Source organism: Sulfurimonas sp., assembly GCF_047622445.1.
GTDB lineage: Bacteria > Campylobacterota > Campylobacteria > Campylobacterales > Sulfurimonadaceae > Sulfurimonas.
In genome coordinates, this window is record NZ_JBLHOE010000006.1 from 1 (window position 1) to 19,006 (window position 19,006).

A 19,006-nucleotide genomic window follows, 5' to 3' on the forward strand; every position below is an offset into this window, starting at 1 on the left:
ATGTCATCAAAATAATCCAAAAACAAGTAAAAAGTAGAAATGATTCAATCGTACAATATAAAGTGGCAGGTCGTGATGATTTAATGCAAGTAGAACTTGATGAAATTGCTTTTTATATGCCTTATCTTCCTGCTCAAATGAGTGATGAAGAGTTATCCTCAGCTGTGAGTGCTATCATACAAGAAGTTGGTGCAAGTACTATGAAAGACATGGGTAAAGTTATGGGTAAAGCTTCAAATGAGTTAAATGGCAAAGCTGATGGAAAAAGAATTAATGAGTGTGTTAAAAAACTATTAGCGTAATCTCAGTTCTTAACGTGGAGGCTATCGCCTCCTTTGTTAGTTTAGTAATTAGCCAAACTTTAGTTTTTTCAATGCAAGTTCTTCATCATCCGTTCTCATTAAAGATTCCCCAACTAAAAATGCATCCACACCAGCCTTAGATAAATCTTCAAGCTGACCATGTTCATAAATCCCACTCTCAGCAACAATGATTTTACCATTTGGAATCAATGGAATAAGTTCATAACATAAGTTCATATTCATCTCAAAAGTTTGAAGATTTCTATGATTAATTCCAATAATATCACTCCCCGCATAAATAGCTTTTGTTAGATCAGATTTATCATGTACCTCAACTAAAGCTTCCATACCTAAGTGTCTTGTATATGCAAGTAAATCCTTCAACTCTTTTTTAGAAAGTGCTGCTGCAATTAAAAGAATAAAATCTGCTCCATGAACAGTAGCTTCTAACACTTGGTACTTGGAAACTATAAAATCTTTTCTTAAAAGTGGAATTCCAACATATCTTCTAATTCCACCAAGATAATCTAGTGAACCTTGGAAGTAATGAGGTTCTGTCAAGATAGAAATGGCACTAGCCCCTCCTCTCTCATACGCTTGTGCAATTGCAAGTGGATCAAAGTCTTCTCGGATTATACCTTTAGATGGTGAAGCCTTCTTTACCTCAGATATAATCCTATACGGATCTTCTTCTGTCGCTGTTAAGTAAGGAGTTACATCTCTTGGAGCTCTAGCATTAAATGCTAAAGAACGTCCTAACCAATCAAGAGAAAATTCTTTTTCTCTTTTTTCTAAATCTTCTTTTGTTTTTTTTATTATTTCGTCTAAAATCATTCTTTTTTATTTACCTTTACATTTTTTAATTAATTTATAATGGTTTAAAACCTCTGGGTCATTTCCACCATCCAACTGTAATACCTTTTCAATCACATCTATTGACGCTTTACACTCTTTTAATTTATAATATCCCCAAGCAAGAGAATCTAGATAGTATGCTGAACTTGGCTCAAGTTTTAATGCTCTTTTAACATAGCGCATACCTTTTTTGACATCTACGTCATGCTCTATTAAGATGTATCCATAATAGTTTAAATATGAACTATTACTATCTTTATCTATAAGATCTTCAAATTTTTGAGATATTTTTATTAAAAAATCTTTGTTATTTTTGTCTTTTTGCATTTCATATTCGTAAATAACACTTTCGCCGAGATACTTCACTTCACCAGTTTCCTTATAAAGACTCATAGCTAAAGGAAAAGCCTTCGTATAATTTTTTGTAGTTAAATAAAGCTGTAGTAATGTTTTATCATCACTTCCACTACTTTGCAAAAATAATATTAATTGATTATATTTTTTTGTATATCCATATAACTGTACAATCTTCTTGGCCACATCTGGATTTGAATCAAGCTTATAGTAACGTAAATAAGCCGACAGAAGTCCATTTATATTGTCTTCATTACTGTAAATAGCTATGAGTCTTTTACAAATTATAATCGAACATCCATGTACTCTTGTATGTGTTTCAAGGTGAGCAATGGCATCTTTTTTTCTTTGAAGATTTATATAAAGAATAATTGACATTCTATCAAGAATTTTCTCACTATAATCTTGTAAATATGCACTTTCTAAGTACTTAACAGCAATACTGAACTCTTTCTTCGCTGTATAAATATCACTCACTAAAATATAGTCATCAACAACATTACTTTTCTCAACTAAACCTATAGCAAGCGCAAGAGCTTCATCATACTTACCTAGCTGAATTAAAGCAACAATCTTGAGTCTTACTAATATAAAATCATCAAGTTTACCTTGTGTGACATAATCCACTCTCTTAATTACAATATCATTCTCTTTGAGGTACAAATAATTTTGTAAAGAGCGGTATAAATACTCACGGCGGTTCGAACGAGTATAGAGTGTATCAAATATTTCAGATGAACTTTTAAAGTCACCGAGTTCTTCAGTTCGAAGTGCAAACATGATGAGAGTATCTTCTTCTTCAAATATTTTTTTATTTTTGGCTTGTTTTAGAGTATTTTTCGGCAATTCGGGTGCAGGAGTAACACATCCTGAAAAGAGGAAGCCAATACTCAAAGTAAATAATAAAATTTTATACATTTTTAGCCTTGTCTTCTATTATTCCGGGGCATTCTAATTGCAATTCATCAACCCTTGTTTTATAATAATCCCAAAAAGGAAAGGTTTTACATTGATTTGGTCTTGCTTCATAAATACTACATCCGTTTGAATTTGCATCATAAAATACACATTCATAGGAATCTCCATTTTTTCTCTCTTTAATAGAGTACTTATACATCTTTTTAAAAAGATATTCTTGTACAAATAATTTCTCATCCATCTTTAACAGCTTTGCTATAGCTTTAATCTCTGTTTTAGTGACATAAATATAACCACTATCTCCTGTACAACATCTCGCCGCGCAATCATTGCAAGCTGATGGATTAAAAGCATACTCAAAACCATCTTGTTTCATTAAAGTTGACATTTTATACTCTGCGTCCTTGCGTTTGCATATATTTTTTTAGCTTTTGGGGAAGCAATTCCATCAATAAAACTAATAAATGGTTCCCAAATCTTCATACGTGACTTAGAACCATTTCTGGCATGAATCATCACTAATGAAGCGACTCTATCACTTTTGGGATGCACAAACTGTACATCTATTACTTTTAACTTTACCTTATCTAGAGCTATACATATTTCGCCAAATTGCGAAGCATCATAACAAAAAATAAAATGTGATTGTGGCTTTAATGCCTGTGACACTTTTTTAAAAAAATCATTTAATGGTAAGTTAATATTATAGCGTGCATTAAATAACATATCGTTATCGCTTTTGGTTACTCCCTCAGGATAAAAAGGAGGATTGGATATTATATAGTCATATTTTTCATCTATTTCAAGGTCTAAAAAATCACATTTATGTAATCTGTACTTAATCTTATTTACCCGTGCATTATGAGTAGCATATTCTACAAAGACATCTTGTTTTTCTACAGCTTCAAGTATAACCTTTTGGTTATCTCTAGCTACTAAAAGTCCAACTATTCCACATCCAGCTCCGACGTCAAGAACCCTACCCTTAGGTTTAAAAGAAGAAATAAAGTCATAAAGAAAAACAGAATCACTATTGTAACAATAACCTAATTCTGGCTGGTATAATAGCATTTATAAAACTTCCTATATTTGTTTAGTTATAATAATGCAATTATATCTCAAAGGCATTAAATGATTATTATTCCTGCACGTTTAGCATCTACAAGGTTTCCGCAAAAAGTTTTAGCCGATATAGGTGGCCTTCCAATGGTTGTTCGTACTGCTAAAGCGGTTGCACATTTAGACAGAGTTGTTGTGGCCGCTGATGATGAACTTATTATTGCAACATGCAAAGAGTATGGTATAGAGGCAATGCTTACTTCAACTACCCATAAAAGCGGAACTGACCGTATCAACGAATGTGCAAATATCTTAAATGTCTCAGATGATGAGCTGATTATAAATGTACAAGCAGATGAGCCTTTCATTGAAGCAGATGTAGTAAGTTCACTTATGGAAAAACTTCAAGAATTACAAACTAATAAAGAGCCTTATATTATGGGTAGTTGTTATAACTCTATTAATGCCGAAGCAGCAGAAGATCCAAACCTTGTAAAAGTTGTACTCGACGGTGAAGACAATGCTATTTATTTTTCTCGCTCAAAAATCCCACATAATGCTGGTGGTGGAGCAAAGTATTTTGGTCACATCGGTATTTATGGATTTTCCAAAAAAAGCTTAAATGAGTTCTGTCAGCTAAAAGATGCCCCTATTGAAGATATAGAAAAGCTAGAACAATTGCGTGCTATTTATCATCAAAAGAAAATTACAATGTTAAAAGTTTCTAGTACAGGTTTTGGAATTGATACAAAAGAGGATTTAGCAAGAGCGATCGAGATTTTTCTCTAATCTAAAGCACTATGTAGAAGTGCTTTTAGAGGATCTTGAACATAAAATTTTCTATCTGCGACAATTTCTCGACTTAAATGAATAAGTCTCAAACGAAATCATCGATACAATGTAGAACCCTCATATTTACGAGGAAATATTAATTAATCATTTGATGGTGGGGCTTTAATACAGCGAACAGAATTTCCGTAAGCACGACTGTTTTCCGTTATTCTAGCAGAGGTATAGAAATCCAAGTAATGAGAGATATATGTAGACGTACTATGGACGCTGCTGGACGACACGACACCGTAACTAGCGTTAGTGCCTATATAACCACCAGAGTAGTTACGGTAGTGCGCCGATGGAAATTTTAGAAAATTGTTAAAAGCGTCTGTTTTATTTTCAAAAGCGTCACTTGCATTATTATCTATTGTTTCATCCGCTAGTTCACCTATAGTCGGTACACGGTATCCAATAGGGCAGACTGAAGTTCCATCCGTTTTAGACCAGTTTGCACTTCTTAAAGCTCCATCGCTGTCTTCTGTTGTCCAATCAGTTGATCCTGTTATCCAATCATTTGATTTTATAATAAAATTAGTTCCTGCGCTATTTATGTCTACAGCTTGAGTTCCAGTTGTAGCACTACCTGATTTTTCATGTCCATCTGTATTACGACCCCACTGGTAGTAGTCTCCATAACAAGCTGTATCACTGAGTGCTGTACAAACTTGTAAAGCCCCCAAGTTTCTGTCTAACCAGGTTTTTCCTGTATATGGAGAAACTACAGTACCATAATGTACACCGTTATGCTCAGCTTCTTCTACATCCAAAATTGTGATAGTCACATCTTGTGTAGTTACATTAGTAGGATTGTCTGTAGCCGTAGCAGTAAATGTATAAGTATTTGGTACACTCTCATAATCAGGTGCAACTTTAAATGTGACTAGACCGCTGCTAGAATCTACATCAAAACTTGCACTGTCTCCTCCGCTTATGGAATAGGTATTAGTATTTGTAGCGTTCAGGGTCACAGCAGATGTTTGGTTTTCATTTACACTTACCGTAGCTGCTGAATCGAATGTTGGTACTCCACCACTCCTAACGCAACGAACATTAAGGCTATAAGTTTTACCGTTCCCAGTGCCTAGCCAACTCTGTCGTATACCTTCATAGAAATTCACTTGCCATGCTTTATATGTATCCCCCACATCGGTAGTTGAACTCCAGTAACCCGCAGAGACAGTATTAATAAATAGGCTGTCAATAGTAGGGACTGATACAGTGTAATCTATTAAAGATGAAAGCTCTTCTATGTTAGGTAATCTCCAGTCGTCATACCCACCAAGAGCTAAGTTTTCACAGTAATCTAAAGAAACTTTCCATGTCTTTGTAGCTGATGTTGCATCATCTTGCCATATCAGGTTTGTTGTTGTATCTAATACCACTTCTTTAGTATTGTCTCTTAGATACTGCAGACGTTCAACAACTCCCACCGTGAAGTTATAGGTCGTTGAAAGGGTAACTGGGATTACCTTAGCAGCAGAATCATTTGGATTTCCCATATTAGAACCAACTGGGATTAGAACATAATAACTCGTTCCGAATACTAAATTAGCAAAAGGATTTATAGTAATCTTATCGCCAACGATAAACGCGTTACCATTGGCTGTTCCAAAAAAATCAGTTGGACTAGTCGCGTTAAAAGCCTCTATCAAGGTTCCGTCATTTCTATACAATTCAAACCTTCCATCTATATAGAAGTTAACAATATCAGTGTCAAAATCAAGAACAATATTAGCATCAAGGGCAAGGCCTGTTGAATTATCTACAGGATTAGATGTAAAAGGTTGAAGGATAGGGTTTGAAGCAGTAGAAGCATATAAGCTTGCTGAGATAGTAAGTAAGAGAATAATTGCTTTGTGTATAAGTTTCATGAGTGTATTCCTTGTTGTTATATAGTTTATATCGATTACGTCGTTAGGTATCTAAAATCCTGCATTGGCAGACTTACTCAACTATCCTAACACAACGGTAAGAGTGAGTATCCGATTGAATAATGCTAGTACTAGACGTATTCCCGCTGATGAAATAAATAACCCAAAGAGAATGACCACCTCTGTTCACATTTGCACTATCACTTAAGTAGTACCCCAAAGCAGTATTCTCAAATTCTCCATCTATAGATGGGTTAGATTGACTAAAATCAACTAAACCTTGTAATTCTATTATTGTCGGAAGTCTCCATTCTCCGACAGTATAGCCACCTAAATCGAGACTAGCACAGTATGCTTGCCCTGCTTCCACAGTCCCTGTTCTTGCAGGTAAATCTTCCCACATCAATCCTCTTACATTGTCCGTAACTGTGTTATCGCCGTTATTTGTATAACTTCGAGTAATTCCTCTTTCATAATAGCCATCATCTTTTACACTACTGTCTGTCACAGCTGTTCCATCTTCTTCGTAGCTTAAAATTTGCCCACTTTTAAGTATTGGTTTAAAAGCTGCAACTATAATTGGATTTGTATCTATCTCAAGATACTCACCTAAACTATCTTGTATCGAAGTGGGAACTATTGATATGCTTGTATTATTTGGCACAAAAGCTGTTGAAGCTGTTCCTGTAGAATTTAGAGAAACTTTGTGTCTATGAAAATTTGTGTCATTATAATCACCCACTGAACTATTTCCTATAATTCCTATATTTTGAATATCATACACGCTAGCTATTCCTACGCTATTTGGATTAACTTCTTGGTCAAAATAAACATATAGTTTATCATCATCTGGAGTAGTAGTACGGCTATTATCATACACTACAGATTTTATGTAAAAATCTCCAATGTTATTTACATCAATAGTTACATTTACACTTGCGCTGACTCCTATACCATTTGTAGCAGTTACTATTAGAGAATAAGAAGTTGTAATTTCATAGTCAAATGTTGTTCCTGTTGTAATATGCCCAGTAGCATCTACTTCAAAGTTTGTAGTATCATTTAGCGTAAAAGCTGTAATATGGCTGCCATCATCAATAGCAGTTATATTTCCTACTACTGTTCCAATAGTTACATTTTCATCTATAAAGCCTGTAAAATCTGTCAAAATTGGTACACTATCTGTGATATTTGCAACACTAACAGTTAGATCTACACTAGCACTATTCCCAGCACTATTTGTAGCTACTGCTGTTAAGCTATAGCTTTGTGTAGTTTCATAATCTAATGAAGCTCCTGTTTTAACTGTAATAGCTCCACTAGTAGATACCTCGAAGTTGTCACTACCTGTTCCACTAAGAGTTATCGCTGTAATTGCGGTGTCACCTACAACTGAGATAGTTATATTTCCCACTGCTGTTCCAGTAGCTGAGTTTTCATCTACAGAACCAGTTGAATTATCTAAAGTAGGTTCCGTTTCTGCCACATTTAGAATACTGATAGTGATATTCTGGGTATCAGCTAAATTACCATCGCTAACAAGAACAGTAAAAGTATATGAATTTTTATTCTCATAGTCTGGAGCAGCTTTAAAAATAACTATTCCTGTAGAGCTATTAATATTAAAACTATCAGCATCCGTTCCACTTATACTGTAGACTAATGTATCTGCATCAGAATCTGTTGCATTTATATCTATAGCAGCATTTTGATTTTCATCTACACTTGCTGTTGCGCTTGAAGTTATAGTTGGGGCATTGTTTGTTCCTACTGGATCTACTGGTGTTACTGGATCTGCATATTCATCAATACTAAGGGCTGCGAATGTTTCATTCAAATGTTCTTGTGCATCTGATTCTGAAACTAATGGTGTACCTGAGCCTAATTGTTCTTGCATATCCTCATCGAATGTTAGAGAAGTAAAATCGATTGTACCAAGTGTTGCTAAAAGTGCTTCATCTATATCTATACCATTACTTGGGTCTCCATCACTATCGAGTGTTTGAAGCAATTGTGCAAAGTTTAAAGCTGCTGCTGGATTGTTACCAGCAAATAAGAGTCTTGGAGTAATAATAGCGGTAGCTGGAACTTCTCCTAGATATATGCCCGCAAGAGAAAAGCTTACTATATCTCCAACTTGACATGTAAACTCTCCATTAGCATTTGTAACACCACTATTACCTGAGCTACATGTATAGTCTAATCCTGCTACTGCACTATCAATAACTATACCTGTAATAGTTTGCGTTTTTATACAACGAATTGGAGCTGCTGTTGTTCTTGTAGCTAGGATGCTTGTATTAGATTTCAACATCTTAGTAAAGCCACTTGTTGATGCTGTATTTGATTGAAGGTAAGCATCTGTAGCTTTATTTTTCATAGGGCCAGACTTAGTACGTTGACCAGAAAAAGGAATGTTAAGTGTATTTTCACTACTTTGTGTCTCTGCTAAAAGCTCATCTATAGTTGGTACTTCATATCCAACAGGACATATATCCCAGTTTTCACTTCTCAGTGCTCCACTTGTATCTGCTTGTGTCCAATCATTGTTTGATATAACAAACTTTTCAGTATTTGCTTTGAGTGTTGAAAAGGCTTTAAGAGTAATAGCACTTCCTAGTTGTTCGTGTCCATCTTTATCTCTACCCCATTGGTAGTAATCTCCATAACACTCTGCATCTTTTTGCGTACTACACTCTGTCGATGCTCCAAGGTTTCTATCTAGCCAGGTCCTTCCTGTTGCTTTTGATATAATAGTGCTGTACTCTAAAGCATTAAATGTAAATTTCCAGTCATTGTTTATGATTGCTATGGCATTTGTAGTATCAGTTCTAAGGTCATTAAGTTTACTAATTGTTTGTGTTGCAGTAGATGCCTCAGTAGTGATATCTTTTAGAACTTCTATAGAAGCTAAATATGATGGATCATTCTCAGGGTTTTCTGAATCAGTTACATTTGAAAGTATACCCAGAGATTTTGTGAAGTTTATTGCTACTGATACTTTATTAGTTATTAGGTTTTGTCTTTGTATTGCTGCATCTAATTCTACTTGTGAGAGAGTTGGAAAGTTTTCTGCTGTAATATCTGTAATTAAAGCTGCATTCATAAACTCAGCTACCATATCAGATCTTAACTTACCATTGTTGATTAAGTTAGTCCAGTATGCTACACCATCTGCATCTCCATCTTGTCCAAGTGAGTTTTTGTAAATTGCTTGTATAAATGCTTCATTACCCATGCTGTCGTATGTAGAACCAAATGTAGGATGAGTTGCAAAGCCTGCTGATAATTGTTTAAGAGTATTAAGAGAATCTTCTCCTTCATCCTCTGCAGCTGTAGCTAGATTATTCCAATATGTTAATCCACTTTCATCTGCTGCACGGTTAAAGAATGAGATATAGAGGCTTGAGATTTTATCTTCAAGTGAAACCTCTCTTGCTTGGAGGGTTGAGATGCTCACTATAGCTACTAAAATGAGCTTGAAGATGTTTTTCATATTATTTCCTGTAAAAATTGATTTTAATTAGGATACAATAAATAAGCTTTCACTTTACTATTTTTTTATAAATACATCCTATTTGCTGCTCTTTTTCATAATAAATTACCTTTCAAAAAGCTATAGGATAGGTAGAGTTTCATTAAAAAACAAGATCTATTTTAGCTATTCTGAAGCAAAAAATATTTTCTTGATAGAGTGCGTCACTATTAGTTTTTATAATATTAAAAGAAAACTAACTATTTATAACTTTAAACCAGAAGAACATATAGGCTTAAAACTACTGATAATAGGTGCTTAAATGAATTTTGTACATTAAAAGATTCACCCATAGAAGATCTCAAAAAGCTAGAGCAACTACGCACTATTTAGCATCAGAAAAATAATAATACTAAAGATATCTTCTACTAGTTTTGGAATTGATATAAAAGAGGACTTAATGAGAGTTATAGAGATTTTTCTATAGTTTAGTCTCATCTATAACAACCTATTCAGTTCTTATTTTATGAAATAGGTACGCATATACTCAACAAATTAATTTTTGTTTTCATTCAACACTACTTAATCAAGATAAAATAGATACTATCAAATTTTAATTTTCAATTACTAGTATTATTATGTAAGTTGTATTCGGAGACTTAATTACAAGAATGGCTACTTACTTTTCTATTTTTTCTTATAATTCAAAGATGAAAATTTACTAAACATAACTTTAAACTTTTACTAAGTCTACGGTGCAAACTAATCATATTTTTCATGTGAGAGAATAGTACACCTTCAAGTGTATTTGTTATATTTTAGAATGTTTAGTTTTTCATAATTCTTATAGGTAAGGTAAATTAGTTCTTAAGCTTCTCTAAGCAGCTCTTATTCTTGAATGATTATAGTGAAGTTTTCTCTAGAGTTTGAGTTAGACTTGAAACTATCTTCTTTAGTTCCCGGAGAAGCTTCCAGCTTTGGTCGCATTGTGCTGTATCGCTATATAATTTTTATTTGATGGAGAGGGCACATTTCTATTGGAATATTTGATTTTTATTCATGGAGTACTTCAATGATAATTAAGGGCTAAATCTTTTAGAATTTATCGCCGATAAACATATTTTTTAAGATCATTTCTTGTAAGTTTTTTGGTCTTCTTTTTAATTGAAACTTTTTATTGCAATCGTTACATCTATATCTATGAATGCCTCCTCAAAAGAGCTGAGATCCATATTAAATTTATAAAAAATCTATCTTATTATCATCATTTACACAATCAGGCGGAATAAAGCTATCATTATTGTCAATAAAAGTCTTAATTGTCAATTTTCCGCATTCAGATCTAAATTGTACATGTCCTTGATTCTGAAAAATAAGATGGGTAGAGTTGGGTAGCCTATGAGCAACATTCTCTCCATAGTGAACAGGAGTTATGGGGTCAAGTGTCCCTGAAAGTAATAGAGTGGGAACATTACTATCGTAGGTATGTTCTATTAATTTATCAATTCCTCCATAACTTATATGCATATCATTCCAGTTAAATATATTGTATATAGAAGTGGAGTTTTGATACCTTCCTAAAGATTGATAATTTGACAGCATATCATTTATAGATAAAGGATGATCATTGCGGCTGATAAAAGCATTCATTACATTTGATCTTAAAGGATCATCATTGTTCACCGTATCTGAATAGAGTGCAGATAAATATTCCAAATATGAGTACTTATCATTTTGTATATCTGTATAAATATTATGGATATAATAGGGTAACTTATCATAGTAATAGCTAGTATAGAGTAGATCAAAAAATTTTTGAAATATATCAGAACCAGTTGTGGTATGATAGATAGTTATGTTGTTTTCTATGGTAATAAATTGATGAGAATTTTTTGTTAAAGCGTCAGTTATTACGAATAACTCATCTTCGAAATTGGGATAAGCACTGTTACAAGTAATATCATTTTTACAAACTTCTAGATATCTGCTTATCGCATCCTTTTTCTCTGTAATAGCATTATTTAATAAGTCGCTATTTTCAGGCAATACTCCATCTAATATAACTGTTTCTAGGTTCTGAGGTAGTATTTCCATATACTCTAAAGATAGTCTTGTGCCATAAGATGCACCTAGAAGTATAATTTTATCATACCCTAGAGACTCTCTAAGTGATTCTATATCATAAGCACTATTTCTGGTTGTAAAATATTTCGGTGCTTGCTCTTTTGCACTTAGTGACTCTGCACAACTGTCATATTTTTCTTTCGTTAATTGCTGAAAATTTATATCATACTGATTCTGAGTAATAGTATACTTTGTAATATTTTGTTCATTTAACTCTGTCCATTTTTCATTTATCAATTTATTATAATTTTCAAATATATCATCGCATGTTAAAAATGGATCTGAATACCCTGTGCCTCTTTGATCATAAAGTATTACATCTCTATTAGTAAAATGTTCCAAACTTGATAAATAACTATCTGTATTATCAAGAGCACTTCCTCCCGGACCACCTTCTATATAGATAATAGGAGAGAGGTTTTCTAGGTTATTAACAGCTTTTTTTATAACTACAGGAAGTGAGTATGTTGTTGTTTTTTCAAAATAATCATTAGGTACTTCTAAATATCCGCACTCAATATCACTTCTACTTAGATGAAATTGAGTACAATCGACACTTTGAAATACTTTTGATATTTGCGGTATAGTTGTATTGTTCTCTGAATTATTTTGTTTAAACCCACATCCACTTACTAATACTAATAAAAACAGTATGCTTAGGTTTTTTATTTTTAAAACTTGTTTCATCTATTTTTCCTTTTATTTATAATTACGCTAAGGTATTAATATGGTGTCATAGACTTTGATGAGAATAGTATCAGCAGTATATTGACGTCTCAGACGTTTATTCTCCTCATCTAAAGCTTCAGTGGATGTAGATACTCTTATTATAATATTATGTTCTTTTTTATATGTTGTAACTCAATGCTATAGTGTTTTTGGATTCAGGTCTAAATCCTCTGCTACTTTCATGACACTTTCATTATTGTTTAATATTAATTGAATAGTAGAATCACTAAACTCTTAACTGTATTTACTCTTTCTCATGGATTACCCTTATTCATTTTATTTTAACTTAAAATTATTTAACTCTTAGTATGAATTTAGGTTACCACTCCGATTCTAACTAGCTACTCATCTGCATAAAAATTGTAAAATCTCCAAACTTTTCTTGTAGTGTAAACTTATGTTTATGACAAAAGTCATTATTCATTTTATAAAGCATTGATTCCGCTTCTTTTTTTGCTTCTTCTTCTGTGTCATATTCTCCAATCTCAGGTAATCCACTTTTTTTGAAGCACGAGCACAAGCTCTCGACTTTAACTTTATACATCTAGTTCTCCTTTAAAAATCAAAGATATCATCAAAGTCATCTTGACTACCAACAGAGGCTTCATCCATTTTTAACATACCACTAATTGTCTGACAATTTACACGAATCGTATCATTCATAAAATGAATACTTGGAGCTCCGGAATGAAATGATTGTTCTATCCAGTTTGTCATATCATTCGAAAAAGCCTTACACATCGGCCCAAGAGCCTCTGCATTTGTTATAAATTCTTCTACATGTGAAGACATGTCCTTAGAAAGTGTAGTTAAGGCTTCTGAAATTACATATATTTCACTGTAACTTGATAAAACAGAACCTAGTTTATCAAGATATGTATAAATCTCCTGCACCTCTTCTTCAGTAACCTCATCCCCTCCAACAAGTAGCATTATTGAGCTTAACTTCGCTGCATATTCTTCTAAGTCAAACAAATCATCTGAGTCAATGTAGTCAAACACTTCTAAAGAAGCTGATGCTGTAATATTTATTTTACTTGCAATGACTTCTTCTACTACAGCATTTGTTTGTGCAACACTTGAAATCTCAGGAATAGATTTATCAACAATCTCTTCTTTTTGCATCACTTTATCAAGAACAAAAGAAAGTTTTCCATCTTCTATCTTATAATCATTAGTTACACCATTTTTCATTAAAATAAGTTCTATCATTTTTTTTGGAAATGTATCTAGATTTATTAAAGTAAAATACTGTTTTTCATCAGATGCTTCAATATAAAGCATATTATTCATTTGTGACAAATGGAATTGTTTTTCAACTATAGTAAAAATACTACGAACTACATCATTTAAACTATCAGATTTTTTTCTTGCATTAAGTAAGAAGAATTCCCAAAATTCTGCTAAAGCATCCTCAGAATCTAATATAAAGTTTGTATATCTAGAAAAAATTTCTGGCGTGAATAAATTGACATAACCTACTGTATTTTTTTTGTGTATACGCGAACCCACTAAAGCAATATAGTTTTCCATCCTGCTTATAAAAATATCAGTATTAACAGGTTTCGAAATATAATCTTCCGCACCACTATTTAAAATAAGTTTTTTTCTTTCGTTATCATCAACAGCAGACACAGCTATTATCATCATCTTTGGATATTCAGCACGGATTATTTTTGTAGCTTCTATACCATCCATATTTGGCATCATAATATCCATCAAGACTATATCAAAATTACCAGTTTTACATTTATCTACAGCGACTTGTCCATCTTCAGCTTCAGTCATTATGAAAACAACACCTTCGTTATCTTCCATATAGTCTTCTAAAAGAAGTTTTAGAATCATTCTATTATTTTTATTATCATCTACTATGAGGATATTCATACTTTATTCCTTTTCTGATTTTAATAATTAGTATTATAATCTCTTCAGAAGCTCTTGCACACATTTTTTGTAGTCCTTGAGACCTTTAGACCTTTTCTCATTCAAAATAATTGGTAAACCAGATTCAAACTGTTTTGCTAGTTTAATATCTATGCCTATCGGAGATAAAAGCTTAGCCCCACCAAAAGATGTTTTTACCTTTTGTACTGATTCTTTATGCTCATTTATATGTGGGTTATACATCACTGGAAGTATTAAAACATTTACAATCTCTCTTTGCGTTTTTTTAGCACTAAGGAGTAATGCTCTGAGCATCTGTCCAACTGCGACAACACCTAAATAATGTGGTACAAATGGGATTACTACACTGTCTGCTACTTCAAGAGAGTTTTTCAAAAGACCATCAAAAGTTGGAGGAGTATCAATGACACAATAATCAAAGAAATCAGCAATGTTTTCACGTTTAAAACGACTCTTTAAAACACCACGTAAGTCTGAGTACTCATACACATCAAAAAAAGAAAGTGCTGGAGAAAGTGTTAAGTTTTCATGTACCGTTGGAATAAAAGTTTCACTTAAAGTTTTACCTTCAAATATGGAATGCACACCAAGTTCTTCACTTGGTTCACAACCAACACCAATAGAAGCATGGCCTTGTGTGTCAAAATCAAGAAGTAATACAGAGCCATATTTTGCTAGACCACTCGCAATATTTACAGCAGTCGTAGTTTTAGCAGATCCACCTTTACGGTTACTAATTACAATAGTTTTCACTTATATCAAATCCTTCTATAACTCTTTGAAACAATTTAATTTTTTCACCAAATTCATACGTAAAACTATAGTTCTTTTTATATGCCATGATGAGCTGAATTACTGCGAGGTGAATGTCTTCACAAGTAACCATATTTATATGAACTTCATCTGGAGCTTTTTCTTGTAAAAAATCTCTAAATGAAACTACTTCATCCTCATAGATTACTGACTCAAATGTTGCGATATTACCTTCATATGTTATTGCCATAGTATATTCCTTATCTTAATTTGATAGTTTTACTGTTTTAATGACATTTATCAAAACACCATTTAAATCTAAGACACCATCAAGTTCTAAAAATTCATTTGACTCTTCATCTAAATCCCTCGCCATAATATTTGATTCTTCAATATGCGCGATATCCTCGATAGTATCCACTTTAACAGCAAATTTCTTACCCTCGTGTTCATAAATAAGAAGTTTTTGAAGTGAATTTGCTACTGTACCAAGTTCTTTTACAAAAGTATCTAAAGCCCCCATCGTATGATTGTAAATATTATTTACATCAACCTCAACTATTCGTTTAGCTTCTTCGGGATCTGCCTTTTTCACTTCACATGCTTCTCCACCTCTAAGGTGAAGTTGTTTATGGTATTCAACTAGTTCACTTAAAACTTCAGAAACTCTATCATCATACGATGTAAAACCATCTATCCATTTTCCTAGATCACACATATGAGGATCGATAGTTTTCGTAAAAGGGCTTCCGGTATCTACAGAAACTTTCAATTCATCTAGCCAATTTTTATGCCCTATTTTTAATTGTGCGAATAAATCTTTAAGTTCCTCTTCATAGGAAGGATAGTTTATTAACTTTCTAAAACTCATAACCTTGATAACACTGTCTTCGTGACTCATCATACCATCTATATATGGGTGAGCATTTGGGATACTGGTTAAATTGTCTGCTTGTATAATTCTTTGTATATTTTCTATATTCATTGCGTAACGATTACTTCCCACACCAAATACAATTAAATCAATCATTTTATTTCCTTACGCAACTTGAATATCATCTTTTAATTTTTGAGATATCCCCAAAAGTCCAAGAGGATCCATCGCCATTATTATTTGTCCATTACCAAGTAATGCTGTTCCACTAAAGAGTGGATGTCCTGCCATCATTCCAACAAGAGGTTTTTGTACAACATCAAGTTGTCCTAAGAAGTCATTAACTACAACTGCCAAAAGGTTGTTTTTGATGTTCAGCACTACAATTGAAAGTGGTTTTGTATCTATATTAGAATCATCAAGCATAGACTTTATAAAGAGTAATGGAATCACTGAACCTCTTAAATATATAAACGGTTCATTATGTAGATATTCTATCTCTGATTTTTCTATCTTTACCGTTTCAGATACAGCATCCATTGGAATTCCATAATGGATGTTGTTCATTTGGATATGAAGGAGTGATGTAACAGCTAGCGAAACAGGGATTGCTAAAGTAATCACTGTTCCTTGGTTTGCTTTTGTTTTGATTCTAATTGTTCCACCAAAACCTTCAATAGATTTCTTAACAACATCCATTCCAACGCCACGGCCAGAGAACTCAGTAATTTCTTCTGCCGTTGAAAGACCTGGAAGAAGTACGAGTTCAGCTCTTTCATCTTCACTTAGGGCATCTATCTCTTCTATAGACATTAAGCCTTTTTCAATAACTTTATGTGCAACACGCTCAGTATTAATACCTGCTCCATCATCGATGATTTCTATCACAATTCTATCTGACTCTGCATACGCTCTGAGTGTTATACTCCCACTTGATTCTTTGCCTTTTTGCACTCTTGTTTCAGGCATTTCAATACCATGATCAAGTGAATTTCTCATAATATGTATCATTGGATCAGCTAACATCTCAATCATATTTTTATCAAGTTTTGTCTCTCCACCTACCATCTCTAATTTCACTTTTTTACCAAGTTTCTTAGCAATATCACGAACAAGTTTAGGATATCTATCAAACACATAGGAGATAGGTAACATTCTCATACCCATAATAAGATCTTGAAGCTGTTCTGTTAAACGGTTAATGAAAATATATTTTTCCATAATCTCACGTTTGATTACATCATGTGTCATAGTTACAACACCATCAGCTAGGTAGGGAAGAGAATTTTTCGCAACTAAAAGTTCACCAGCTACATTCATAAGTGAATCTATGGATTCTTGATCAATTTTTACTGTTTTGCCAACAACAGCTTTTTGCGTTTCAAGTTTTTCAGATTTTTTCGCCACTTTTTGCTTAACAATTGGAGCTTCATCTGCTACTTTGGGTTGAGAAACTTTTTCACTAACAACTGAAACTTCTACTGGCTCAGAAATTTTCTCAGACTCTAACACTTTTTCAGCTATCGGTGCTGCTGTTTTTGGGCTAGAAGAAACTATATCAAGTTCCAGTTCTAAAAAGTGTTTAATCTCTTGTTTATCTACAAATACTTTGGGCATTTGTGGAAAATATTTTCGCATCGACTCCATAATGCTCTCAATTCTAGCTAAATCATCATCACTTTCAATAAAATCAATAGCTTTAAGTTGTTGTAGCATCATCCCGTTTAAAATTACTTTTGTAGCTTCATCTGCTACCTCATCACTGCTTACTGCTTTAGTCTCTTCTTTTACTTCCTCTACTATTTCTTCTTTTACTGCTATCAATTCTAGCTCTATTGGAGCTTCATCTACTGCTATATTTTCTACAACTAAATCATTGCTTGGCTCTAGTACTTTACCTTTATGAAGGTTTTTAAAAAAGTCTGCTAATTTAGGAGTATCACTCTCCTTAATAAGCCCTACAATATCTAGAAATCTTTGAAGCTGTGCATACTGCAAAGACTCAGAGCCTACTAGTTTCATTGAACGATTCACCTCAACTGCTATAGCAGCTAAATCAAGATCCTCTGCAATATCTGCTAGCTCTTTTAAAGAATCAATTGCAAGACCTGCATCCCCCACATTTATGCTTAGAAGGGTTTGGATATCTAATGGTAGAAGTTGAAGTTCATCAATGAAGTTAAAAAGGGCATCTTCTATATCTTCATATGAAGCATAAATATATGCTATTAGAGATGATTTTAATAGAAGACCATCTTCATCTTCTGTACCACTAAGAACAGATTTAGCATTGATATCACTCATACATGAGAATACACCTAAAACCTTCTCTCCAAGTAATGAAAGTGTATATACCGGATCATTACCATATACCATACAGGATTCATCAACATCAAATATTATTGCATAAAAGTTTTTATTTGCACAAAAATCTTCATTTATCGCAGCATTTGTAAAATTCACTTTTACAGATGAAACACCATTTAAAGTTTTTAGTGGAGGATTTATCACACTACTAGGGTCTTCTGTAAGAGTAAAAGGGAGCTCCCATTGTAGTTCACCTACAAGTTCTTTACCCATTTGTGCAGATAATGTTGTAACAATATTATTTACAATATTTTCATCTGCATCTACAATATCTTCGCTCTCTTCAGCAGCTTCAATAAGGTTCATAACTTCATCAAAGGCATCATATAGTGCTTCAGTCATAGTAGGTTTAAAATCTAATTTTCCCCCACGAAGCATATCAAGTAAGTCTTCAGCATGGTGGGTTATCACTTTTACAGATTCAAAACCAACAATCCCACTTCCACCTTTAAGTGTATGAGCAGCACGAAAGACCGAGTTTAGTAACTCCGGATCATCCCCACCAATCTCTTCAATATTTTGGTCAATAAAAGCTAGATTTTCTCTTGCCTCTTGTAAAAACTGCTCTAATAATGGATCCATA

The 19,006-nt window shown here is 33.3% G+C and carries 15 protein-coding genes; 2 read left to right on the forward strand and 13 right to left on the reverse strand.

Going from position 1 to position 19,006, the window contains the following annotated elements; translation table 11 throughout:
* The coding region (locus tag ACI9TV_RS02430; protein WP_415249163.1) for a GatB/YqeY domain-containing protein at nt 1-302 on the forward strand (302 nt) is incomplete at its 5' end.
* 48 nt (nt 303-350) lie between these two features.
* Here the strand turns inward: ACI9TV_RS02430 and trpC are convergent.
* From trpC to ACI9TV_RS02450, 4 genes are read right to left on the reverse strand one after another with little or no spacing between them, the layout of a single operon-like run.
* Nucleotides 351-1,136: an indole-3-glycerol phosphate synthase TrpC gene (gene trpC, locus ACI9TV_RS02435; RefSeq protein WP_415249164.1), complete on the reverse strand. Its 786-nt coding sequence runs from the start codon at nt 1,134-1,136 to the stop codon at nt 351-353.
* A gap of 6 nt (nt 1,137-1,142) precedes the next feature.
* Nucleotides 1,143-2,429: a hypothetical protein gene (locus ACI9TV_RS02440; protein ID WP_415249165.1), complete on the reverse strand. Its 1,287-nt coding sequence runs from the start codon at nt 2,427-2,429 to the stop codon at nt 1,143-1,145.
* Nucleotides 2,422-2,817: a YkgJ family cysteine cluster protein gene (locus tag ACI9TV_RS02445; protein ID WP_415249166.1), complete on the reverse strand. Its 396-nt coding sequence runs from the start codon at nt 2,815-2,817 to the stop codon at nt 2,422-2,424. Before ACI9TV_RS02445 ends, ACI9TV_RS02440 begins: the two co-directional genes overlap by 8 nt.
* Nucleotides 2,805-3,500, reverse strand: coding sequence for a tRNA1(Val) (adenine(37)-N6)-methyltransferase (locus tag ACI9TV_RS02450; RefSeq protein ID WP_415249167.1), 696 nt, complete (start codon nt 3,498-3,500; stop codon nt 2,805-2,807). Before ACI9TV_RS02450 ends, ACI9TV_RS02445 begins: the two co-directional genes overlap by 13 nt.
* 60 nt (nt 3,501-3,560) lie before the next feature.
* Between ACI9TV_RS02450 and kdsB the strand changes: the two genes are divergently transcribed.
* A complete protein-coding gene (gene kdsB / locus ACI9TV_RS02455; protein ID WP_415249168.1) occupies nt 3,561-4,277 on the forward strand; it encodes a 3-deoxy-manno-octulosonate cytidylyltransferase in 717 nt (238 codons plus the stop codon).
* 143 nt (nt 4,278-4,420) lie between these two features.
* Here the strand turns inward: kdsB and ACI9TV_RS02460 are convergent, their stop codons facing one another.
* The 9 genes from ACI9TV_RS02460 to ACI9TV_RS02500 all read right to left on the reverse strand — a co-directional run bounded on the left by ACI9TV_RS02460 (nt 4,421) and on the right by ACI9TV_RS02500 (nt 19,005).
* Entirely contained in the window at nt 4,421-6,193 is a 1,773-nt protein-coding gene (locus tag ACI9TV_RS02460) for a DUF1566 domain-containing protein (protein ID WP_415249169.1), read from the reverse strand.
* A 73-nt stretch (nt 6,194-6,266) separates the two neighbouring features.
* Nucleotides 6,267-9,689 carry a cadherin domain-containing protein gene (locus tag ACI9TV_RS02465; protein WP_415249170.1) on the reverse strand — a complete coding sequence of 1,141 codons (3,423 nt, stop codon included), beginning with the start codon at nt 9,687-9,689 and terminating at the stop codon, nt 6,267-6,269.
* 1,218 nt (nt 9,690-10,907) lie between these two features.
* Complete coding sequence (locus tag ACI9TV_RS02470) at nt 10,908-12,479, reverse strand: alpha/beta fold hydrolase (RefSeq protein ID WP_415249172.1); 1,572 nt, start codon at nt 12,477-12,479, stop codon at nt 10,908-10,910.
* Between the two features lie 379 nt (nt 12,480-12,858).
* The gene (locus ACI9TV_RS02475) at nt 12,859-13,065 is read right to left on the reverse strand and encodes a hypothetical protein (RefSeq protein WP_415249173.1); all 207 of its coding nucleotides are present in this window, start codon (nt 13,063-13,065) and stop codon (nt 12,859-12,861) included.
* Between the two features lie 11 nt (nt 13,066-13,076).
* On the reverse strand, nt 13,077-14,408 hold the full coding sequence (locus ACI9TV_RS02480; protein WP_415249174.1) for a response regulator: 1,332 nt from the start codon (nt 14,406-14,408) through the stop codon (nt 13,077-13,079).
* Nucleotides 14,409-14,441: 33 nt separating this feature from the next.
* A complete protein-coding gene (locus ACI9TV_RS02485) occupies nt 14,442-15,182 on the reverse strand; it encodes a ParA family protein (RefSeq protein ID WP_415249175.1) in 741 nt (246 codons plus the stop codon).
* On the reverse strand, nt 15,163-15,432 hold the full coding sequence (locus ACI9TV_RS02490) for a hypothetical protein (RefSeq protein ID WP_415249176.1): 270 nt from the start codon (nt 15,430-15,432) through the stop codon (nt 15,163-15,165). Before ACI9TV_RS02490 ends, ACI9TV_RS02485 begins: the two co-directional genes overlap by 20 nt.
* Before the next feature lie 15 nt (nt 15,433-15,447).
* A complete protein-coding gene (locus tag ACI9TV_RS02495; RefSeq protein ID WP_415249177.1) occupies nt 15,448-16,212 on the reverse strand; it encodes a chemotaxis protein CheW in 765 nt (254 codons plus the stop codon).
* Between the two features lie 9 nt (nt 16,213-16,221).
* The gene (locus tag ACI9TV_RS02500) at nt 16,222-19,005 is read right to left on the reverse strand and encodes a chemotaxis protein CheW (protein WP_415249178.1); all 2,784 of its coding nucleotides are present in this window, start codon (nt 19,003-19,005) and stop codon (nt 16,222-16,224) included.
* Nucleotide 19,006 lies beyond the last annotated feature (1 nt).